The 21,076-nt window shown below is 73.0% G+C and carries 18 protein-coding genes; 14 read left to right on the top strand and 4 right to left on the bottom strand.

Annotation, left to right across the window (positions count from 1 at the left end; genetic code table 11):
- Positions 1-29: 29 nt before the first annotated feature.
- From ACFVTH_RS12870 to ACFVTH_RS12885, 4 genes are all read right to left on the bottom strand, one after another.
- Positions 30-413, bottom strand: coding sequence for a RidA family protein (locus ACFVTH_RS12870; RefSeq protein WP_376941234.1), 384 nt, complete (start codon positions 411-413; stop codon positions 30-32).
- Positions 414-520: 107 nt separating this feature from the next.
- Entirely contained in the window at positions 521-1,252 is a 732-nt protein-coding gene (locus ACFVTH_RS12875) for an IclR family transcriptional regulator (protein ID WP_387091393.1), read from the bottom strand.
- A 1-nt stretch (position 1,253) separates the two neighbouring features.
- Positions 1,254-2,939 carry an amidohydrolase family protein gene (locus ACFVTH_RS12880; RefSeq protein ID WP_387091396.1) on the bottom strand — a complete coding sequence of 562 codons (1,686 nt, stop codon included), beginning with the start codon at positions 2,937-2,939 and terminating at the stop codon, positions 1,254-1,256.
- Between the two features lie 5 nt (positions 2,940-2,944).
- On the bottom strand, positions 2,945-4,267 hold the full coding sequence (locus tag ACFVTH_RS12885) for an alanine racemase (protein ID WP_387091399.1): 1,323 nt from the start codon (positions 4,265-4,267) through the stop codon (positions 2,945-2,947).
- A gap of 76 nt (positions 4,268-4,343) precedes the next feature.
- Here ACFVTH_RS12885 and ACFVTH_RS12890 point away from each other — a divergent pair, with 76 nt between their 5' ends.
- The 14 genes from ACFVTH_RS12890 (at position 4,344) to ACFVTH_RS12955 (ending at position 21,006) form a co-directional block, all read left to right on the top strand.
- A complete protein-coding gene (locus ACFVTH_RS12890; RefSeq protein ID WP_387091402.1) occupies positions 4,344-5,279 on the top strand; it encodes a sugar kinase in 936 nt (311 codons plus the stop codon).
- Positions 5,280-5,357: 78 nt separating this feature from the next.
- Positions 5,358-5,972, top strand: a complete 615-nt coding sequence (locus ACFVTH_RS12895; protein WP_387091405.1) for a bifunctional 4-hydroxy-2-oxoglutarate aldolase/2-dehydro-3-deoxy-phosphogluconate aldolase — start codon at positions 5,358-5,360, stop codon at positions 5,970-5,972.
- A gap of 340 nt (positions 5,973-6,312) precedes the next feature.
- On the top strand, positions 6,313-7,977 hold the full coding sequence (locus tag ACFVTH_RS12900; protein WP_387091408.1) for an ABC transporter substrate-binding protein: 1,665 nt from the start codon (positions 6,313-6,315) through the stop codon (positions 7,975-7,977).
- Positions 7,978-8,019: 42 nt separating this feature from the next.
- Positions 8,020-9,024 (top strand): ABC transporter permease, encoded by a 1,005-nt coding sequence (locus ACFVTH_RS12905; protein ID WP_387091873.1) that lies wholly within the window; start codon positions 8,020-8,022, stop codon positions 9,022-9,024.
- On the top strand, positions 9,017-10,111 hold the full coding sequence (locus ACFVTH_RS12910) for an ABC transporter permease (protein ID WP_387091411.1): 1,095 nt from the start codon (positions 9,017-9,019) through the stop codon (positions 10,109-10,111). Before ACFVTH_RS12905 ends, ACFVTH_RS12910 begins: the two co-directional genes overlap by 8 nt.
- Positions 10,108-11,016, top strand: coding sequence for an ABC transporter ATP-binding protein (locus ACFVTH_RS12915; protein WP_387091414.1), 909 nt, complete (start codon positions 10,108-10,110; stop codon positions 11,014-11,016). The genes ACFVTH_RS12910 and ACFVTH_RS12915 overlap by 4 nt, the downstream gene beginning before the upstream one ends.
- On the top strand, positions 11,013-11,861 hold the full coding sequence (locus tag ACFVTH_RS12920) for an ABC transporter ATP-binding protein (RefSeq protein WP_387091417.1): 849 nt from the start codon (positions 11,013-11,015) through the stop codon (positions 11,859-11,861). The genes ACFVTH_RS12915 and ACFVTH_RS12920 overlap by 4 nt, the downstream gene beginning before the upstream one ends.
- A gap of 111 nt (positions 11,862-11,972) precedes the next feature.
- The gene (locus tag ACFVTH_RS12925) at positions 11,973-13,130 is read left to right on the top strand and encodes an ROK family protein (protein ID WP_387091420.1); all 1,158 of its coding nucleotides are present in this window, start codon (positions 11,973-11,975) and stop codon (positions 13,128-13,130) included.
- 117 nt (positions 13,131-13,247) lie between these two features.
- Entirely contained in the window at positions 13,248-14,504 is a 1,257-nt protein-coding gene (locus tag ACFVTH_RS12930; protein WP_387091423.1) for a 6-phospho-beta-glucosidase, read from the top strand.
- On the top strand, positions 14,501-15,520 hold the full coding sequence (locus ACFVTH_RS12935) for an N-acetylglucosamine kinase (RefSeq protein ID WP_387091426.1): 1,020 nt from the start codon (positions 14,501-14,503) through the stop codon (positions 15,518-15,520). The genes ACFVTH_RS12930 and ACFVTH_RS12935 overlap by 4 nt, the downstream gene beginning before the upstream one ends.
- A 69-nt stretch (positions 15,521-15,589) precedes the next feature.
- Positions 15,590-16,030, top strand: a complete 441-nt coding sequence (locus ACFVTH_RS12940) for a VOC family protein (RefSeq protein WP_387091429.1) — start codon at positions 15,590-15,592, stop codon at positions 16,028-16,030.
- A 77-nt stretch (positions 16,031-16,107) separates the two neighbouring features.
- Positions 16,108-17,586: a malate:quinone oxidoreductase gene (locus tag ACFVTH_RS12945; protein ID WP_387091432.1), complete on the top strand. Its 1,479-nt coding sequence runs from the start codon at positions 16,108-16,110 to the stop codon at positions 17,584-17,586.
- A gap of 379 nt (positions 17,587-17,965) precedes the next feature.
- A complete protein-coding gene (locus ACFVTH_RS12950; protein ID WP_387091435.1) occupies positions 17,966-19,765 on the top strand; it encodes an ATP-binding cassette domain-containing protein in 1,800 nt (599 codons plus the stop codon).
- Between the two features lie 98 nt (positions 19,766-19,863).
- Positions 19,864-21,006: an Rv2578c family radical SAM protein gene (locus ACFVTH_RS12955; protein ID WP_387091438.1), complete on the top strand. Its 1,143-nt coding sequence runs from the start codon at positions 19,864-19,866 to the stop codon at positions 21,004-21,006.
- Positions 21,007-21,076 lie beyond the last annotated feature (70 nt).

A 21,076-nucleotide genomic window follows, 5' to 3' on the forward strand; every position in this document is an offset into this window, starting at 1 on the left:
CCATTCTCCTGCAGCAGCAGCAGCAGGTGTCAGGCCTGCGGGATCGCGGCGACGACGTCGATCTCGACGAGGATGTCGGCCAGGCGCGAGCCGACCGTCGTGCGGACGGGGTAGGGCTCGGTGAAGAACTCGGCGTAGGCCTCGTTGTACTCGGCGAAGTCGGCGAGGTCCTCGAGGTGCGCGGTGACCTTCACGACGTCGTCGTGGGTGAGGCCGTACTCGGCGAGCACGGCGCCGATGTTGCGCAGCACCTGGCGGGTCTGCTCCTTCACGCCGCCCTCGACGACGAGGCCCGTCGCCGGGTCCTGGGGGCCGAAGCCGGCGGTGTACAGGAATCCGTTCGCGACGACGCCGTGGCTGTAGGGCCCGGCGGGCTTCGGCGCGTTCGAGAGCGTGACGGCGGTCTTGGACATGGGTTCCTCCTGGGTGTTTTCGTTTCAGTGGGTCGAGGTGGTCGAGGTGGTCGAAGTGGTCGAGGTGGTCGGGCGGATGCCGCGGGGTGCGCGCCGGGGCATCCGGCTCACCCGAGCTCGCGGGAGATGAGCTCGGCGGTCTCGCGCATGGCGGGCAGTTCGGCCTTCAGCCGATCGAGGTCGGCGACCATGCGGATCGCGGTGACGGAGAGCGCGCCGACGACGCCCATCGAACTGCGGATCGGGACGGCGATGCAGTTGACGAACGCCTCGAACTCGCGGTCGTCGACGGCGTAGCCGCGGGCGGCGGTCACGGCGAGCTCGCGGTCGAGCCGCTCGCGCGAGTCGATCGTCAGCTCGGTGTAGCGCTGCCAGACGACGCCGTCGAGCACGGCGTCGCGACCGGCCCGGTCGAGGTCGGCCAGGATCGCCTTGCCCACGGCGGAGCAGTACGGGATCACCGCGCGGCCGATGCGCGAGTACATGCGCACGCCCGACTCGTCGTCGGCCTTGTCGACGTAGACGATCGAGCGGTCCATGAGGGCGGCGAGGTGCACGGTGTTGCCGGTGCGGCGCTGGAGCCGTCGCACGTGCTCGGCGCCGGCCTCGCGCAGGTCGAGCGAGTCGAGCGCCTGCTTCGAGAGCGCGGCGAGCCGGGTGCCGAGCGTGTACCTGCCCGATCCGCGCCTGCGCACCCAGCCGACGGCCTCGAGCGCCTGGAGCTCGCGGAACATCGTCGATCGGTGCAGCCCGAACTCCTCGGCGAGCTCGGCGACGGTGCGCGGATCGGACGCGATCGCGTCGATGATGTGCGCGGCGCGGGTGACGCTCTGCGACATGTCAGGCCTCGCCTTCCCGGGCCGGGCGGGCGGGCCGTCGGTCGTGGCGGAGCCCCATCCCCGGCGTCGCCCCCGTGAGTGCGCCGCCCGCGAGCACCGGCACGCCCGCCACGAACACGTCGTCGACGCCGGTCGCGAGTTCGAGCGGCGCGTCGTAGGAGGCGCCGGCTCCCACCCGTTCCGCATCGACCAGGACGAGGTCGGCGATCGCGCCCTCGCGGATCACCCCGCGGTCGCCCAGCCCGAATCGGCGTGCCGCGCGCGCCGAGACGAGGGCCGAGGCATCCGGCCATTCGAGTGCGCGCTGCTCGCGCACGAGGAGCGAGAGGTACCTCGCGAACGACCCCCGCGCCCGCGGGTGCGGATGGCGGCCGAGGAAGATGCCGTCGGAGCCCCCGATCGCGGCGGGGTGCGAGAGGATCGCGGCGAGCTCGGCATCGCTGCGCTCGTGCTGCACCGCCATCACGACGTTGACCTCGAGGCGCGAAGCGACGAGCACGTCGAGGGCGAACTCGATCGCGTCGGTCGCGCCGACGGCCTCGTCGGGCCGCGCCGCCGCTGCACCCCGGGCGTTCGCCGCGGCCGCCCCCTCGGCGAGGGTGAGCCCGTGCGCCCAGTCGTACTCGGGCGCCGCGATGTGCGCGAGCGTCAGCATCGCTGGCCAGTCGGGCCCGAGGCTCGCGTAGCCCGTGATCGTCGGGAACCAGTCGGCGCGCAGCCGCGCCCGCTCGGCCGGATCGGCGAGCACCGCGAGCACCTCGGAGGCGGGCCTGACCGTGAGCGACGCCGGCAGGATCGGCATCGCGAGGATCGAGCACCCGCGGGTGTAGGGATACGCGTCGAAGCTCGCGTCGACGCCGGCTGCGGCGAGCCGGGCGAGCTCGCCGCGCACGATCCCGGGCGTCGCATGGAAGTGGGACACGTGCACCCGTGCCCCGCTCGCCGCCGCGATGGCGCCGATCTCGTCGATGCCAGCCGCGGAGTTCGCCTCGTAGCCGCCGCGCATGTGGGTCACGTAGACGCCGCCGGCCGCGGCGACCGGCCGGGTCAGGGCGGCGAGCTCCGCGGCGTCGGCGAAGACGCCGGGCACGTAGTCGAGTCCGGTCGAGAGGCCCACGGCGCCGTCGGCGAGGCCGGATGCCACGAGCTCGCGCATCTCGTCGAGCTCGGCCGGCGTCGGGGCATCGGTGGACCGGCCCATCACCGCGAACCGCACCGTTCCGGCGGGCACGAGGGTCGCGACGTTGATCGGGGTCGCGCCGTCGTAGCCGGCGAGCAGCTCGCCGATGCCGCCGCCCCGGTAGTGCGGGTGCCGCCCGTTGATCGCGGCGAAGTACTCGGTGCCGTAGGCGCCGTCGCCCGGGGCGAAGCCCACCCCGTCCTGCCCGCCGATGACGGTGGTCACGCCCTGGCGGAGGAGTGCGAGCTGCACCTCGGGGTCGAACACCGCGCCGTCGGCGTGCGAGTGCGCGTCGATGAAGCCGGGCAGGAGCAGGCGCCCGTCGGCGTCGACGACGTCGGCTCGTGGAGCGAGCGCCGCCCGGGCGTCGAGGCCGCCGGCCGTCGCGATCGCCGCGATGCGCCCGCCGTCGAGCAGCACGTCGTGCCGCCCGTCGCGCTCACCCGTCTCGTCGACGACGCGCGCGTTCACGACGAGCACGGGGGCGGCGCGCAGGTTCTCGGCCATCGCGCTCAGAACCTGGTGTGCACGAGGTCGACGACGAGGTCGCTCCCGGCGTGCTCGACGACGGGGATCCAGCGCCACTTGTCGAACGCCGTGCACGGGTGCGAGAGGCCGAGCGCGACCACGTCGCCGATCGCGACAGGGAGCGCCGCGCCGGCGTCGGCGCGGAGGTACGCGTGCTGGTCGTTCACGGCGGTGACCGACGCGCCCGCGAGGGGCTCGCCCTCGGCGCCGAGCTCGCCGGCGACCGCGAGCGGCACGGGCAGGCCCTCGTCGTACGGGAGGTCGCGCTTGCCGCCGTCGAGCAGGGCGAGCCCGGGCTCGGGGTGCGAGACGACGCGGGCGTAGCCGCGCATCGCCGCGACGAGCTCGCGGTGGATGGGGGAGATGCCGCGGTAGAAGCCGTCGTCGTGTACGAGGGAGGCGCCCGATCGCAGCACCCAGCGGGTGTCGCCCCGGCCCGCGCCTGCGTCGATCTCGGGGGCGAAGACGTCGGCGACGAGGTCGAGGTAGGCGCTGCCGCCCGCGGTCACGACGAGCGGGCCGTCGGCGGGATCGGCGAGGGCGCGCACGGCGCCGTGCAGCTCGACGAGGTCGGCGAGGTAGTCGCGCACGGCTGCGACGGCCACCGAGGAGCGGTCGTGCCCGAGGCTGCCCTCGTAGCCCGCGACGCCCGCGAGCCGCAACACCGGCGACTCGGCGATGCGCCGCGCGATCGCGGCGGCCTCGTCGAGCCCGCGAGCGCCGGTTCGCCCGCCACCGGCGCCGAGCTCGACGAGCACGGCGAGCGGGCGGGCGAGCGCGGGGGCGTCGGCGTCGCCTGCGTCGCCCGCGTCGGCGATCGCGCCGGCGAGGCCGCGCTCCATCGCCTCGACAGTCTCGATCGAGTCGGCCCACGACCAGAACTCGAAGCCGGGGTCCGCGAGCTCGGCGGCGACCCAGGCGAGCGCGTCGGGGGCGACGAGCGCGTTCGCGAGCATGATCGTGCGCACGCCGAAGTCGCGCGCGGTGCGCACCTGGCCGGGGGTCGCGAGCGTGAGGCCGGTCGCGCCGCCGTCGAGCTGGAGGCGCCAGAGAGCCGGGGCCATGGTCGTCTTGCCGTGCGGCATGAGCTCGAGCCCGCGGTCGTCGCACCAGCGCTGGATCGTCTCGGCGTTGTGCTCGAGGGCCGCGCGGTCGAGCGCGAGGAGCGGGGTCCAGAACTCGCCGAGCCGCGGGGAGGTGTCGAGGAACTCGCGGACGGTGAGCCCGGCGGCACGCGCGGGCAGTCCCTTGTCGCCGGCGGTGAGGCGTGCGTCGGCGGTCTCGGCGAGCGTGGCGAGGCGCGGCATCCGGAGCTCCCTGTCGTTTGTTGCGTATTCTGCAACGCGTTTGCGCAGCAGTTGCACACCCGTCAGCATAGAGGCTGTGACCGCCCTTCCGCTTCCCGAGATCATCGCCATCGGCGAGACGATGGTGCTCGTGGCGCCCGCCCTCGCCGAGCCGCTCGTCGAGGCCCGCGACTTCCACCTCGACGCCGGGGGCGCCGAGTCGAACGTCGCCTCGCACCTGGCTGCGCTCGGCCATGCCGCGGCCTGGGCCGGGCGGGTCGGCGACGACGCCCTCGGGCGGCGCCTCGTCGCGCAGATCGCGGGCCGCGGGGTCGACACCCGCTACGTCGAGCACGACGCCCAGGCGCCGACCGGGCTCTACGTCAAGGATCCGGGCAACGGCGTGCAGTACTACCGGGCCGGCTCAGCCGCCTCGCGGATGACACCCGAGTTCTTCGCCGCGCTTCCGCTCGAGGGCGTGCGCGTCGTGCACCTCAGCGGCATCACCGCGGCGCTGTCCGCCTCGTGCGACGCGATGCTCGACGCGGCGTTCCAACGCGTCAGCTCGAGCGAGGCGCTGCTGAGCTTCGACGTGAACCACCGGGCGGTGCTGTGGCCGGGCGGGCCGGCCGACGCGCTCGCCGCCGCCGCGGCGCGCCTCCGTGAGCTCGCGTCTCGCGCCGACCTCGCCTTCGTCGGGCTCGACGAGGCCCGGTTGCTCTGGGGCACCGTGTCGCCCGCCGAGGTGCGGGCGCTCCTGCCCGGGCCCGAGCGGCTCGTCGTGAAGGACGGCGACGTCGGCGCGACCGAGTTCGCGCGCGGCGCCGACGGCGTCGACGCCGTCGAGCACGTGGCCGCGCACCGGGTCGAGGTCGTCGAGGTCGTGGGCGCCGGCGACGCGTTCGCCGCCGGGTACCTCGGCGCGCTCCTCGAGGGGCGCGGCTCCGTCGAGCGACTGCGGGCCGGCCACGACCGCGCGGTGCTTGTGCTCGGCGAGACCAGCGACTTCCCGCGCGAGCTTCCCGTCTCGTGACCCACCCGCGGCCGCGATCGCGGCCGCACTCGTGACCCGATCCCGCCCCGACCCCGCGCACCAGCGAAAGGCCCCGTGATGACCACGATCGACAACGCCGCATTCGACACCCTTCTCGCCGGCCGGCCGCTGATGGCGATCTTCCGCGGCCTCGGCGTCGACCGCAGCCTCGCGCTCGCCCGGCAGGCCTGGGCGCTCGGCATCGACGTGGTCGAGCTCCCGATCCAGTCGGCCGACGACGTCGAGGCGCTCGCCGCCGTCGCCGAGGCCGGTCGCGCCGAGGGGCGGATCGTCGGCGCGGGCACCGTCGTCTCGCCGCGGCACGTCGAGCAGGCCGTCGCCGCGGGTGCGGCGTTCACCGTCAGCCCCGGCTTCGACGAGGCCGTCGTGCGCGCCTCCTTCGAGGCCGGCTTGCCGCCGCTGCCGGGCGTCGCGACCGCGAGCGAGGTGCAGCGGGCGATGTCGCTGGGGCTCACGTGGCTCAAGGCCTTCCCGGCGTCGCTCCTCGGCCCGGCGTGGTTCGGCGCGATGGCCGGCCCGTTCCCCGGGGCGCGCTTCGTCGCCACGGGCGGCATGGATGCCTCGAACGCGGGCGAGTTCCTCGCCCGCGGCGTGCGCACGGTCGCCGTCGGCTCGGCCCTCGAGGACCCGGCGCAGCTGCCCGCCCTCGCGGAGCTGCTCGCGCGGCGGTAGGGCGCGCACGCGACGCGGGCCCCGCCCGCGAGCGAGGCGACGGGAATCGTCGAGGGGCGAGATCGGCGTGCGAACGCGTCGATCCTGCACCGGGTTCGCCCGCTCGGCGACCCTCCGGGTGCGGAGCCGCGGGCACCCCGGACTGCTCGGAGCGCTCGCCGCTGACGCGTCCGGCACGGCCGCGCGCGAGCCGGCATCCGATTCGCATTAACTGTAAATCTTCTTTCCGGATTGTTTCCTTTCTGTTAGGGTCGTTTCCAGTAACGCCGGGACGACTTCTGCACCATGCGGCGTCACTGCACTTTCCACGCAATGAGGCAACGAAAGGAACGACGGAACGATGATTCGAACCAGACGCTCGCTGACCGCCGTGCTCGCCGCCGCGGCGGCCGCGGTCACGATCGCACTCGCAGGCTGCGCGCCGTCCGACTCGGGCGGGGGCGACACCGCCGTGCTCCGGGTCTGGGCCGGCAGCGCGACGCCCATCAACAACAACTTCAACCCCTTCGCGGTCGACACCGCCGTGCACGCGACCTACGGCGCGATCTACGAGCCCCTGTTCTTCTTCAACCAGCTGTCGGCCGACGCGCCCGTCGGCCTCATCGGCGAGAGCTACGAGTACAGCGCGGACGGCAAGACCCTCACGATCACGATCAAGCCCGACCAGCAGTGGAACGACGGCGAGCCCCTCACCGCCGAGGACGTCGCGTTCACCTTCACCTACGGCTCGAACGTCGACGAGCAGCTCGTCTCGTCGGCGGCGGTCGACGACACGACCGTCGTGCTCACCTACAGCGAGCCGAAGTTCACCGCCGCCTCGCTCATCCTCGGCTCCACCTGGATCGTGCCGAAGCACGTCTGGGAGGGCATCGAGGACTTCATGGGCGAGACGAATCCCCAGCCGGTCGGCTCGGGCCCCTACAAGCTCAAGGCGTTCACCGAGGCCGCGTACACGGTCGAGGCGAACGAGCTGTTCCGCGACGGCGCGCCAGCGGTGGAAGAGGTGCAGTACCTGGGCCTCGACTCGAACCAGTCGGCGCAGGACCTGCTCACGACCGGCAAGATCGACTGGGTCGGCCAGTTCATCGCGAACCCCGACGCGGTCACGTCGTCCGGCGACATCACGACGCTCAACGAGCAGCAGGACCCGACCGTGCTCATCACGTGCTCGAACGCCGAGCTCGGCTGCGCCGGCGCGCAGACCGACCCCGCCGTTCGCCAGGCGATCAACGTCGCCATCGACCGCGCGACGATCCGCGAGAAGGCCTTCGCCGGGCTCGCGGGCGAGTCGACGCCGTCCTTCACCCTGCAGCCCCGCGACGAGCAGTGGCTCTCCGATCCGGCGCTCGCGACGAGCCCCCAGGAGGCCGACGCGGCCGGAGCCGGCGAGATCCTCGAGGCCGCCGGCTACACGAAGGACGCCGACGGGTTCTACGGCAAGGACGGCACGGCGATCGAGATCGACCTCTTCTCGCCCGACGGGTGGACCGACTACAACGACGCCGCCAAGCTCATCTCCGAGCAGGCGGCCGAGGCCGGCATCCGGATCAACGCGCGCACCGTCTCCGACGCCGAGTACTGGACCCCGATCTCGGCCGGCGACTACCAGATGGCCATGTACGGCCTCACCCAGTCGCTCGTCGCCGACCCGTACTCGAACTACAGCGAGTACTTCGACGGCAAGTCGACGGCCCCCGTCGGCGAGGACCCGCTGGCGGGACAGAACTACTCGAGGTACTCGAACCCCGTGGTCGACGACGCGGTGCTCGCGGCGGGTTCGACCGAGGACGTCGCGACCAAGCAGGCCGCGTACGCCGCCATCCAGTCGGAGATCGCGCGCGACCTGCCGTACATCCCGGTGGTGCTGAACGCCTCGCAGGCATTCTTCAACACCGCGAAGTTCAGCGGCTGGCCGAGCGAGTCCGACCTCTACGCGGCGCCCCTGCCGTACCTGTCGGCGGCATCGGCGGTCGTGCTCACCCACCTGACGCCCGTCGAGAAGTAGGCCGACGGTGACCACCCTGCTCCGCGCCGGAGAGGAGGCGAGCTGATGTTCTACGTCCGTCGGATCGCGTTCTACCTCGTCACCTTCTGGGCCGCGATCTCGTTGAACTTCCTGCTGCCCCGGCTGCTGCCGGGCGACCCCGCCGCGATCATGCTCGGCAAGCTCCGCCGGGCGAACGGGGGCCGTCCCCTCTCCGAGGAGACGGTGGAAGCGATCCGGTCGATCCTCGGCGCGGAGCAGGGGATGTCGCTGTGGGACCAGTACCTCGCGTACTGGGGTCGCCTGCTCCAGGGCGACCTGGGCGTCTCCTCGACGCGGTACCCGGCCTCGGTCGCCGACCTCATCGCGAGCGCGCTGCCGTGGACGGTGATCCTCGTCGGCACCGCGACCGTCATCTCGTTCGTGATCGGCATCGTCGCCGGCGCGTGGGTGGGCTGGAAGCGGGGCACCTGGCTCGACCATCTCGTGCCCGTCACGACCGTCTTCCAATCCATCCCGTACTTCTGGCTCGCACTCGTGCTCGTCGCGGTCTTCTCGGTGCAGCTCGGCCTGCTTCCGATCATCGGGGGCTACGACGTGTTCGAGTTCCCGGCGGGCCCCGAGTGGAGCTGGGCGTTCTTCGCGAGCGCCGTGCAGCACGCCATCCTGCCCGCGATCACGATCGTGATCTCGTCGGTCGGCGGCTGGCTGCTCGGCATGCGCAACATGATGGTCTCCACGATGTCGGAGGACTACGTCGTCACCGCGGAGGCGAAGGGGCTGACGCCGCGCCGCATCCGCGGCCGGTACGCCTCGCGCAACGCCATGATCCCGAGCCTCGCCGGCTTCGGCATCGCACTCGGCTTCGTGGTCGCCGGCTCGATCGTGATGGAGCAGGTGTTCAGCTACCCCGGCATCGGCAAGCTCATGATCCAGGCGGTCCAGGGGCTCGACTACGCGCTCATGCAGGGCGTGTTCCTCGTGATCACGCTCACGGTGCTCGTGGCGAACTTCGCGATGGACCTCGTGTACGGCTTCATCGACCCGAGAGCGAGGCACAATGGCTGACCCGCAGACCACCGAACGGCTCACCGACACCCCGACCGAGTCGCCGGCGACGGCCGCCGCCGTCCGGGCCGTTGCGCGCGACCTCGCCGCCCAGGAGGCCTTCGACGCGGCGACCACGACCGCCGCGGTCGCGGCCTCGCGCGGTCGCCGGCGCGGAAGCTGGGCCCACCTGCTGCCGAGGCGCTCGGCCAAGCTCGTCATCGGCCTCGCGATCGTCGGCGCGATCGTGGCGTTCGGCCTCTTCGGCCCGCTCATCGCGCAGCCTCCGCGCGACTCCGACAACCCGGCCCTGCTGCCGCCGAGCCCCGAGCATTGGCTGGGCACGACGAAGCTCGGCTACGACGTGTTCTCGCAGCTCGCGTGGGGCACCCAGGGATCCCTCTTCATCGGCATCGTCGCGGGCGTGGTGTCGCTCGTGCTCGCCATCGTGTTCGGTGTCCTCGCCGGGTACTTCGGCGGCTGGGCCGACGAGATCCTCACCCTGTTCACGAACATCATCCTCGTGATCCCCGGCCTGCCCGTGGCGATGGTGATCGCCGCGTACGTGCAGGGCGCCGAGGGGCTCGGGCCGCTCGCCCGCAGCTCGTTGCTCGTGGCACTCGTGCTCGGCATCACGAGCTGGGCGGGGGCCGCGGTCGTGCTGCGCGCCCAGTCGAAGTCGCTGCGCACCCGCGAGTACGTCGCCGCGGCACGGGTCGCGGGCGAGGGGCCGATGCGGGTCATCTTCGTCGAGATCCTGCCGAACCTCGTGCCGCTGCTCGCCGCGCAGTTCATCTTCGGCATCATCTTCGCCGTGCTCGGCGAGGCCGGGCTCTCCTACCTCGGCCTCGGGCCGACGGGGTCGATCACCCTCGGCACGATGCTCAACGACGCGCAGACCGGCCAGGCCGTCGGCAGCGGCGCGTGGTGGTGGTTCGTGCCGCCGGGCGCCATGATCGCCCTGCTCGGTGCGGGGCTCGCGCTCATCAACTTCGCGATCGACGAGGTCGTGAACCCGAAGCTGCGCCTCGCGCCGCAGGCGGCGCGACGCCAGCGCCGCGCGGCGAAGGCCGGCCGCGGCGTCGCCGACGCGGGAGCATTCGCATGAACCGCGCCGAGCCCGTGCTGACCGCCCGCGGAGTGTCGATCGAGTACGAGGTCGATCCGCCCGTCAAGGCCGTGCGCAACGCCTCGCTGACGCTGCACCGCGGCGAGATCCTCGGCCTCGCGGGAGAGTCGGGGTGCGGCAAGACGACGCTCGCGTACGGACTGAACCGGCTGCTCAAGGCCCCCGCGCTCATGACCTCGGGCGAGGTCGTGCTGCACGACGTCGACGGCGACCTCGACGTGGTCGGGCTCTCGGGCGAGGCGCTCCGCACCTTCCGATGGAGCAAGGTGTCGATGGTCTTCCAGGGGTCGATGAACTCCCTGAACCCCGTGATGACCGTGCGCGCCCAGCTGCACGACGTCTTCACGACGCACCGTCCCGGCCTGCGTCGCGCCGAACGCGACGCGCGCAGCGCGGAGCTGCTCGAGCTCGTCGGGGTCGACCCGTCGCGGCTCTCCGCCTACCCGCACGAGCTCTCGGGCGGCATGCGCCAGCGCGTCATGATCGCGATGGCGCTCGCCCTCGACCCGCAGGTCATGATCATGGACGAGCCCACGACGGCGCTCGACGTCGTCGTGCAGCGCGGCATCATCCGCGAGATCATGCGCCTGCGCGAGCGGCTCGGCTTCGCCGTGATCTTCATCACGCACGACCTGCCGCTGCTCATCGAGATCAGCGATCGCATCGCGGTGATGCTCGAGGGCGAGATCGTCGAGCAGGGCGAGGCGGCCGAGATCTACCGCGACCCGCAGCATCCGTACACGAGGCGACTGCTCGCGAGCTTCCCGAGCCTGCGCGGCGACCGCGGCGACTTCGTGCGCCGGGGCGCGGGGGCGTCGGCCGCGTCCGTCGCGTCCGCCGCGACGGCTTCTTCGACCGACTCGGCCGCCGGAGGTGCCGCATGACCCGCATCGACCACCTGCACGGCCCCGAGCGGCTCGAGGCGCGCAACCTCGTGAAGGACTACCGGCTGCGCCGCGGCATGACCTTCACGACCCTCAACGCCGTGAAGGACGTGTCGTTCACCCTCGAGCCGGGTCGCACGGTCGCGCTCGTCGGCGAGAGCGGCTCGGGCAAGTCGACGATCGCCCGCATGCTCGCGAAGCTCGAGACGCCGAGCTCGGGCTCGGTGCTGCTCGACGGCCGCCCGACGACCGGACGCGGCGCGAGCCTCGCGCGGTACCGGCGCCAGGTGCAGATGGTCTTCCAGGATCCGTTCGCGTCGCTGAACCCGTTCCACACGATCCTCCATCACGTCGAGCGGCCCGTGCGCGTGCACCATCCCGGGCTCACGGCCGCCGGCGCCCGCGAACGGGCGTACGAACTCCTCGAGCGGGTGAGGCTCTCGCCGGCCGAGACGTTCGCCGACCGCCGCCCGCACGAGCTCTCCGGCGGCCAGCGGCAGCGCGTGGCGATCGCGCGGGCACTCGCGCCCGGCGCGCGGTTCATCGTCGCCGACGAGCCGGTCTCGATGCTCGACGTCTCGATCCGCCTCGGGGTGCTGAACCTGCTGGCCGAGCTCCAGCGCGAGTCGCAGCTCGGCGTGCTCTACATCACGCACGACCTCGCGACCGCCCGGCACTTCTCCGACGAGATCCTCGTGATGCACCGGGGAGAGATCGTCGAACGCGGGCCGTCCGACGAGGTCATCCTGCATCCGCAGCACGAGTACACGAAGACGCTGCTCGACGCGGCCGCCGATCCCGAGCGGCTCGGCGTGCTCCGCGACGAGGTCAGGAACGGGGGGTGATCCATCATTTCGGCAAGAAACCTTGAAGATAGAGTGAGTCGAGCCGGGCCGGAGGTCGCGGCCGACACGACCGGCATGGTCGACGGGATCGACGGGGGAGGGGCGGCGCCGATGAACCGGATCGATCCGGGCACGCCCACCTGGCTGCGCGCCCACAACGACCGCACGGCCTTCCGCCTCCTGCTCGAGCACGGACCGCTCACCCGGGCGCAGCTCGGCGAGCTCTCGGGCATGTCGAAGCCGACCGCCGCGCAGATGATCACCAGGCTCGAGCGCGTCGAGCTCATCCACGCGGTCGGCGAGGTCTCGGGCGGTCGCGGACCGAACGCCGTGAGCTACGGCGTGCGCACCGATCGGCTGACGGGGGTCGCGATCAGCGTGCTCGCCGACACGATCGAGGCGGTCGTCGTCGACGCCTCCGACGCGCCGCACCCCGTCGTCGAGACCCCGACGGCCGCATCCGGGCGGACGCCCGAGGGCGACGTGTCGGGGGCGATCGAGGCGGCGTGCCGCGCGGCCGGCGTACCGGTCGAGACCGTCGGCCTGGCGGCGATCGGCGTGCAGGCGGCGTTCGACGCCGACGGCGACGAGCTGTCGTTCACCGACACGCTGCCCGGCTGGCCGCAGCAGGGTTCGCGGGCGCGTCTCGAGGCGGCGCTCGGCCACACCGTGCTCATCGAGAACGACGTGAACCTCGCGGCCATGGCCGAGCGGGCCGGCGGCGTCGCGACCGACGTCGCGAGCTTCGTCCTCTTCTGGATGGGCGACGGCCTGGGCGTGGGCATCGACCTCGGCGGCGCGGTGCATCGTGGTGCGACCGGCGGCGCCGGCGAGATCGGGTACCTCGAGGTCGCGCGCGGGGCCGAGTCCATCGCGCCCGACGCGCACGACCTCACCGACCTGCTCGGCGGCCCGGCAGTCGCACGGATGCTCGGCGCGGCCCCGGGCACCCGGCTCGCCGACGCACTGCCAGGCCTCGCGGCCGATCCGGTCGCACTGGCCCGGCTCGCGGACCGCGCGGTGATCGCGATCGCACCGCTGCTCGCGGTGATCGACCCCGCCATGGTCGTGCTCGGCGGACCGACCGCCCGCGAGGGCGGCACTGCGCTCGAGGAGCTCGTCGCCGCGCGCATCGACTCGGCCGCCCACCCGCGGCTCGTCGTCCGCACGAGCGGCACCGACGACCACCCCGTGCTCCTCGGCGCACGTCAGCTGCTCGTCGACCGCATCCGCGACCGCCTCGAGGACGCCATCACGACCGCGGCCTGACGCCGCGCCGCATCGACGCACCCGCTCGGCTTCCGACGCCGCCCGCCCGGGAGGCCTCCGCCGTCCGGCGTCGCTCCGACCCTTCCCACGCTCTCACTCCCCATGACCGGAGGACCCATGAAACTCGCCATCGTCGGCGGCGGCTCGACCTACACACCCGAACTCATCGACGGATTCGCGCGCCTGCGCGAGGCCCTCCCGCTCGAGGAGGTGCGCCTCGTCGACCCCGACGAGTCGCGCCTCGCGCTCGTCGCGGGGATGTCGCGGCGCATGCTCGCCCACGCCGGCCACCCCGCCCGGGTGATCGGCACGACCGACCTCGTCGCGGGCGTCGCCGACGCCGACGCGGTGCTCGTCCAGCTCCGGGTCGGCGGGCAGCACGCTCGTCACGCCGACGAGACCTGGCCGCACGAGGTCGGCTGCATCGGGCAGGAGACGACCGGCCCCGGCGGGCTCGCGAAGGCGCTGCGCACGGTGCCCGTCGTGCTGCGCATCGCCGAGGCCGTGCGCCGGCACGCCAAGCCCGACGCCTGGATCGTCGACTTCACCAACCCCGTCGGCATCGTGACCCGGGCGCTGCTCGAAGCGGGGCACCGCGCGGTCGGCCTCTGCAACGTCGCGATCGGGTTCCAGCGCCGGTACGCGTCGCTCTTCGGCGTCGAGCACGATCGCGTGCACCTCGGCCACGTCGGCCTCAACCACCTCACGTGGGAGCGCAGCGTCACGATCGACGGGCGCGATCGGCTGCCCGAGCTGATCGCGGACCGGCTCGGCGACCTCGCCGACGAGGTGCACCTCGCACCGGAACTGCTCGCCCAGCTCGGCGTCGTGCCCTCGTACTACCTGCGCTACTACTACGCGCACGACGAGGTGCTGCGCGAGCAGCTGGCCGAGCCGAGCCGTGCCGAGGCGGTGCAGGCGATCGAACGCGAACTGCTGGGGCTCTACGCCGACGACTCCCAGCACGAGAAGCCCGCCGCCCTCGAGGGTCGCGGCGGGGCGTTCTACTCCGAGGCCGCGATCGAGCTGCTCGCCGCGATGCAGGGCGGTGCCGACCGGGCGCGCGTGGTGAACCTCCGCAACGACGGGGTGCTGCCGTTCCTTCCGGACGACCACGTGATCGAGGTGCCGGCCGTGTTCCGCGACGGGGGATTCGTCGCGGAACCGGTCGCGCCGCTCGCCGACGACCTCGCGGGACTCGTCTCGGCGGTCGCGGGCTACGAGCGCCTCGCGCTCGACGCGGCCGTGCACGGCGGGCGCGAGCGGGTGCTGCGCGCGATGCGGGCGCATCCGCTCGTGCTGCAGCACGACCGGGCCGAGCGGTTGACCGACCTCCTCCTGGCCGAGAACGCGCGATTCCTGGAGTGGGCGTGAGCGCCGTGGGCGTGCCCGCCGAGGGCGCCCCGGTCGTCGTCGCGGTCGACGGGGGCGGCTCGAAGACCGACGTCGTCGCGCTCGAGCTCGACGGCCGGGTCGTCGCGCACCGGCGCGGACCGGGCTCGAGCCCGCACTTCGAGGGACTCGACGCCTCGGCGGCCGTCGTCGACGCGCTCGTGCGATCGGTCGCGGGAGCGCGACCGGTGGCCCACGCGGGCCTCTACCTCTCGGGCCTCGACCTGCCGATCGAGATCGAGCGGTACGAGGCCGCCGTCGCCGGGCGCGACTGGGCCGCCGCCTCGCTGACGGTCGACAACGACCTGTACGCGCTGCTCCGTGCGGGAACCGACGAGTCCGACGCCGTCGCGATCGTGTGCGGCACGGGGGTGAACGCGATCGGGCTGCGCGCCGACGGCGCCGAGGTGCGGTTCCCGTCGCTCGGCCCGCTCTCGGGCGACTGGGGCGGCGGGTCGGGACTCGGCGAGGCCGTGCTCTGGCACGCCGCGCGCGCCGTCGACGGACGCGGTCCCGCGACCGCGCTCGTCGGGGAGATCGAGCGGCGCCTCGGCGTGGGCTCGGTCGGCGAGCTCATCGAGGGCCTGCATTTCGGCGACCGGGACGCCTCGGAGCTGATCGCGCTCGCTCCAGCGGTGTTCGAGGCGGCCGGGGCGGGCGACGCCGTCGCGATCGGGCTCGTCGACCGCCAGGCGACGGAGCTCGCGGCCTTCGCCCGGGCGTGCCTCACGCGCCTCGGGCTGCTCGGTCGCGCCGTGCCGGTCGTGCTCGGCGGCGGCATCGCGCGCTCGGGCGACGAGCGCCTGCTCCGAGGCATCCGCTCGGATCTCGCGGCGGCCGCGCCGCTCGCGCGCGTGACGGTCGTCGACGAGGCGCCCATCGTCGGGGCCGCGCTGCTCGCCCTCGCCGCGGCGGGCGCCGACGACGCCGCGCTCGCACGTGCGCGCGCCGGGGTCTCGTCCGCGACCGCCTCCGAGGCGGCCCTCCTCGACGCCTGACGCCGTCGCGGCCGTCGATGACGTCGGATGACGGATGACGGCGGGGGCGCCGGGGCGTACGCTCGCCCCATGGGCATCCCGCAGCGGTTCTCTCTCGTGACCCTCGGTGTCGCCGACGTCGAGGCGGCCACCGCGTTCTACCACCGGCTGGGCTGGCGCGAGGCGCGTTCGTCCGTGGCCGGCGAGATCACCTTCTTCGCCACCCCGGGCGGGGTCGTCGCGCTCTGGGAGACGGCCGAGCTCGCGAAGGACGCGGCGCTGCCGACGTTCCACGCGAACGCGCCCGGCTTCAGGGCGGTGGCGCTCGCGATCAACCTCGGCTCGCGCGAGGAGGTCGACGACGCCGTCGGCGACTGGGTGCTCGCGGGCGGGTCGATCGCGAAGGCGGCTGCGGAGACCGAGTGGGGCGGGTACAGCGGCTACGTCGCCGACCTCGACGGCAACCTCTGGGAGCTCGCCCACAACCCCGGGTGGCCGCTCGACGAGCGCGGGCTGCCGCAGCTGGGCTGACGAACGGGGCCGGCCCGGGGGCATCCGGGAAATGGGCCGGTCAAGGGCACCCTCGAACCCCAACTACACTCGAACGTGTGAATTCAGAGGAAACCGTCGACGTCGTGCTGATCGGCGGGGGCATCATGAGCGCGACGCTCGGCTCCCTCATCTCCCAGTTGCAGCCCGACTGGACGATCCGCGTCTACGAGCGCCTGGGCGAGGTCGCGCAGGAGTCCTCCAACGCCTGGAACAACGCGGGCACCGGCCACGCGGCGCTGTGCGAGCTCAACTACATGCCCGAGAACGCCGACGGCACCGTGAGCGCCGCCAAGGCGGTCTCGATCAACGAGCAGTTCCAGATCAGCCGGCAGTACTGGGCGTACCTCGTCGAGCACGGCGCACTGCCCGAGCCGCACAACTTCATCAACTCGACCCCGCACATGACCTTCGTGCGCGGCAAGGCGAACATCGAGTACCTGCAGAAGCGCGTCGCCGCCCTGAAGGACGAGCCGCTCTTCCCCGACCTCGAGTACACCGAAGACCTCGAGCGCATCGCCGAGTGGACCCCGCTCCTCGCGAAGAAGCGCCACCCGAAGGCGCGCGTCGCCGCGACCCGCATCGAAGCGGGCACCGACGTCGACTTCGGCGCCCTCACCAGGTTCCTCATGACCGACATGGCGAAGCGCGGCGCGTCGATCCAGACGAACCATCACGTCACCGGCCTCAAGCGACTGAAGAACGGCACCTGGCGGCTACGGCTGCGCCACACCGTCGGCAACACCCCGAAGACGGTGCACGCGCGCTTCGTGTTCGTCGGCGCGGGCGGTGGCGCCCTCGCCCTGCTGCAGCACTCGGGCATCCCCGAGATCAAGGGCTTCGGGGGCTTCCCGATCTCGGGCCAGTTCCTGCGCACCACCAACCCGAAGATCGTCGCCCAGCACCAGGCCAAGGTCTACGGCAAGGCCGCCGTCGGGGCGCCCCCGATGTCGGTGCCGCACCTCGACACCCGCGTCGTCGACGGTGAGACCGCCCTGCTCTTCGGGCCCTACGCCGGCTTCACGCCGAAGTTCCTGAAGACGAGTACCTGGTTCGACCTGCCCTTCTCGATCCGCCTGCACAACCTCGGGCCGATGATCCAGGTCGGCCTCAAGAACTTCGACCTCGTGAAGTACCTCGTCGGCGAGCTCATGGCGAACCGCGAGAAGAAGATGAAGGCGCTCCGCGAGTTCATGCCCACGGCCAAGACCGAGGACTGGGAGCTCATCACGGCCGGCCAGCGCGTCCAGGTCATGAAGAAGGACCCGGAGAAGGGCGGCATCCTGCAGTTCGGCACCGAGGTCATCACGGGCGCCGACGGCACGATCGCGGGCCTGCTCGGCGCCTCGCCGGGCGCTTCGACGGCCGCGCCGATCATGCTCGACGTGCTCTCGCGGTGCTTCCCCGACCGCATGGCCGACTGGGAGCCGAAGCTCCGCGAGATGATCCCGAGCTACGGCACCGAGCTCTCCGCCGACCCGGTCGCCGCCGAGGCATCGCTGAAGGCGACCGCGGAGGTGCTCGGCCTCACGGCCTGACACCGCCGCGCTCGAGGAGCAGAGCGCCTCGACGCCGATCCGGCGGGGCGTCCGTTTGCGCAGGCGACGCGCGCCCTGCTATGGTCGTGCACGCTATGAAGTGAGCACACCCCCTCGTCCCGCGCCTGAGGCGCCGTTGACGTCGGGTGTGCACACGGTCCTGATCGACCCGTGCTGATCGCGACAGCGGTCTCGTGCGCCCGCGTCCGGCAATGCCCGGCGGGATCCACTCCGCTCCCGAACGGTCGCCGCATCCGCGGCCGGCGCGCGGGCCGAGGCGCCGTCGAGGCCGCCCCGGCACCGCCGGTGCACCGGACGGACCGCGTCGTCGCCGTGGCATCCGGCGGCCGTTCGGGAGCTCTCGCGAAGGGCGGACCCCTTGGCTGTACATCTCTCCTATTCGAACCACCTCCGGGCCGACGGACTCTCGGTCTCCTATCCCGACCGGCGCGTCTTCGCCGACCTCGGCTTCGCGGTCGCCCCGGGCGACCGACTCGGCCTCATCGGCGAGAACGGCGTCGGCAAGTCGACGCTGCTGCGCCTCCTCGCCGCCGACCACGGCGCGGATGCCTCGGGCGCGGAGCCGCTCGACCGCGCCGAGGTCGCCGGGCGGATCACGCGGCCGCGCCGCACCGGCCTGCTCGCGCAGGAGCTGCCGTTCTCGCCCCACGCTCGCGTCGACGTCGTGCTCGAGGCGGCGCTCGCCGAGGTGCGCGCCATCGAGCGCGAGCTCGACGACGCCGCCGCCGCGCTCGGTGCGGGACCCTCGACGGGCGACCGGCACGAGCCCGCCGAGGCCTGGGCCGATGCCGCCGCGTCGCGCTATGCGGCCGCACTCGACGCGGCCGAACGGGCCGAGGTCTGGACCGCCGAGGCCCGGCGCGACGAGCTGCTCGACGGGCTCGGCGTCGCCGGGCTCGGGCTCGGGCGGCGCATCGACGAGCTGTCGGGGGGCCAGCGCTCGCGGTTCGCGCTCGCGGCGCTCCTCCTCTCGGCGCCCGACGCGCTGCTGCTCGACGAGCCGACCAACCACCTCGACGATGCCGCGGCCGAGTTCCTGGAGGGGCGCCTGCGCGCCTTCGCCGGACCGGTCGTCTTCGCGAGCCACGACCGGGCGTTCCTCGATCGCGCCGCGACGGGGCTGCTCGACCTCGACCCGGGGCGGCAGGGCGCGCTCGCCGCGTCGGCTGCGGCCGGCGGGGCGGGTTCCGCGGATGCGGCGGCGCGGGGCGGCACGCTCGGCGGCACCGTCTTCGGCGGCGGGTTCAGCGAGTTCCTCGACGTGAAGGCCGAGGAGCGATCGCGCTGGCAGCGCCAGTACGACGACGAGCAGGACGAGCTGCGGCGCCTGCGGGCCTCGATCGGCGGGACGGCTCGCAACGTCTCGCACGGGCGTGCGGCGACCGACAACGACAAGTTCCTCAAGTACTTCAAGGGCGAGAACGTCGAGCGTTCGATCGCTCGCCGGGTGCGCAACGCGGAGCAGCGGCTCGCGACGCTCGAGCGCGAGCAGCTGCGCCGGCCGCCGGCGCCGCTCGAGTTCGCCGGCATCCCCTCGGGATCGCAGGCGTTCGACGCGTCGGCCGGGCTCCTCGTCCATGTCGACGACGTTGAGGTCGAGGGCCGGCTCCGGCTCGAGCGCCTCCAGCTCGAGCCGCTCTCGCGCCTGCTCGTGACGGGGGCGAACGGGGCGGGCAAGTCGACCCTCCTCGGGGTGCTCGCCGGCGCCGTCGCCGCCGACCGCGGCACGGTGCAGCGGCGCAAGGGGCTGCGGGTGCAGCTGCTCGAGCAGGATGTCCGCTTCGCCGACCTCGATGCGACGCCGCGCGCGACGTACGAGCGGGTGCTCGGCGAGCGTCGCGCGGAGCAGGTGCCGCTCTCGGGGCTCGGCCTGCTCGCTCCACGCGACCTCGACCGGCCGGTCGGGGCACTCTCGGTCGGGCAGCAGCGCCGGCTCGCGCTCGCCCTGGTGCTCGCGCGGCCGCCGCACGTGTTCCTCCTCGACGAGCCGACGAACCACCTCTCGCTCGCGCTCGCGACCGAGCTCGAGGAGGCGCTCGGCGGCTATCCCGGCGCGGTCGTCATCGCGAGCCACGACCGCTGGCTGCGGCGACGGTGGGCGGGGGAGCGGCTCGAACTGCGGTCGGGCTCCGCGGTGTCGGCCGCGGGCGCCCGCTGAGTCCGCGGATGCCCCGGGGTCGCGCCCGGGGCATCCGTCGTCACCGAGCCGCGCGCGGACCACTTGCGCGAGATTCGAAAGTATGTTCGAATGAATGCGTGCGGTGGAGCGGGCAGGAGCTGGGGGTCGACCAGGTCGACGCGCTCCCCGGCCTCGCCCGACTCAACAACCTCGTGCGCTCGGTGCAGACGCCCGAGTTCGCCGGGGTCACCTTCCACGAGGTGCTCGCGAAGTCGGCGCTGAACCGGGTCCCCGGCCAGTCGATGATGCCCTTCGGGTGGACGATCAACCCCTATCGGGGCTGCAGTCACGCATGCCTGTACTGCTTCGCGCGCCCGACGCACGAGTATCTCGACCTCGACGCGGGCGACGACTTCGATCGGCAGATCATCGTGAAGGTGAACGTCGCCGAGGTGCTCGGCCGCGAACTCGCCCGGCCGTCATGGCGGCACGAGCCGGTCGCGCTCGGCACGAACACCGACCCGTACCAGCGGGCCGAAGGCCGCTACGAGCTCATGCCGGGCATCATCGACGCACTCACGACGAGCGGCACCCCGTTCAGCATCCTCACGAAGGGCACGCTGCTGCGTCGCGACCTGCCGCTCATCGCGTCCGCCGCCGAGCATGTGCCGGTCGACCTCGCGATGTCGATCGCGATCCACGACCACGAGCTGCAGCAGTCGCTCGAACCGGGCACGCCGTCCACGAGAGCGAGGCTCGCGACCGTGACGGCCGTTCGCGAGGCGGGGCTCGACTGCGCGGTGTTCCTCATGCCCGTGCTGCCGTACCTCACCGACACGCGGGCGCATCTCGACGAGGCGCTGCGGCAGGTGAAGGCCGCCGGGGCCACGAGCGTGCTCTACGCCGCGCTGCACCTGCGCGGGTCGGTGAAGCCGTGGTTCATGCAGTGGCTCGAGCGCGAACACCCCGAGCTCGTGCAGAGATACCGTTCGATGTACTACGGCAACAACGCCTACGCGCCGAAGGAGTACCGGCAATGGCTCGGCCGGCGGATCCATCCGCTGATCCGTGCGCACGGTCTCGAGCGCGGCATCGAAGACCCGGTCACGGGCGGTATCCGGTCGACGACCGCACCCGTCGACCGGTGGACCCGTCCGGGGCGGGGAGCGCGACCGGCCGGCGCAGGCGGCGGTCGCACGTCCGGCTCGGTCGGGTCGACGCCGACGCTCGAGCTGCCGCCCGAACTGGGCGCGATCGCCGACCCCGCCGCCCTGTTCTGACCCCCGTTCCGAGCGAGACGACGCGGCCGAGTGCATGAAGATGCGCGAAATCCCGCCGAACTGAGATAAT

The organism is Agromyces sp. NPDC058104, from assembly GCF_042884835.1.
Taxonomy (GTDB): domain Bacteria; phylum Actinomycetota; class Actinomycetes; order Actinomycetales; family Microbacteriaceae; genus Agromyces.

Excerpts from the sequence above, each read along its gene's own strand:
- ACFVTH_RS12870 (WP_376941234.1), bottom strand. The coding sequence starts at position 413 with ATGTCCAAGACCGCCGTCACGCTCTCGAACGCGCCGAAGCCCGCCGGG.
- ACFVTH_RS12875 (WP_387091393.1), bottom strand. The coding sequence starts at position 1,252 with ATGTCGCAGAGCGTCACCCGCGCCGCGCACATCATCGACGCGATCGCG.
- ACFVTH_RS12880 (WP_387091396.1), bottom strand. The coding sequence starts at position 2,939 with ATGGCCGAGAACCTGCGCGCCGCCCCCGTGCTCGTCGTGAACGCGCGC.
- ACFVTH_RS12885 (WP_387091399.1), bottom strand. The coding sequence starts at position 4,267 with ATGCCGCGCCTCGCCACGCTCGCCGAGACCGCCGACGCACGCCTCACC.
- ACFVTH_RS12895 (WP_387091405.1), top strand. The coding sequence starts at position 5,358 with ATGACCACGATCGACAACGCCGCATTCGACACCCTTCTCGCCGGCCGG.
- ACFVTH_RS12900 (WP_387091408.1), top strand. The coding sequence starts at position 6,313 with ATGATTCGAACCAGACGCTCGCTGACCGCCGTGCTCGCCGCCGCGGCG.
- ACFVTH_RS12910 (WP_387091411.1), top strand. The coding sequence starts at position 9,017 with ATGGCTGACCCGCAGACCACCGAACGGCTCACCGACACCCCGACCGAG.
- ACFVTH_RS12915 (WP_387091414.1), top strand. The coding sequence starts at position 10,108 with ATGAACCGCGCCGAGCCCGTGCTGACCGCCCGCGGAGTGTCGATCGAG.
- ACFVTH_RS12920 (WP_387091417.1), top strand. The coding sequence starts at position 11,013 with ATGACCCGCATCGACCACCTGCACGGCCCCGAGCGGCTCGAGGCGCGC.
- ACFVTH_RS12925 (WP_387091420.1), top strand. The coding sequence starts at position 11,973 with ATGAACCGGATCGATCCGGGCACGCCCACCTGGCTGCGCGCCCACAAC.
- ACFVTH_RS12930 (WP_387091423.1), top strand. The coding sequence starts at position 13,248 with ATGAAACTCGCCATCGTCGGCGGCGGCTCGACCTACACACCCGAACTC.
- ACFVTH_RS12940 (WP_387091429.1), top strand. The coding sequence starts at position 15,590 with ATGGGCATCCCGCAGCGGTTCTCTCTCGTGACCCTCGGTGTCGCCGAC.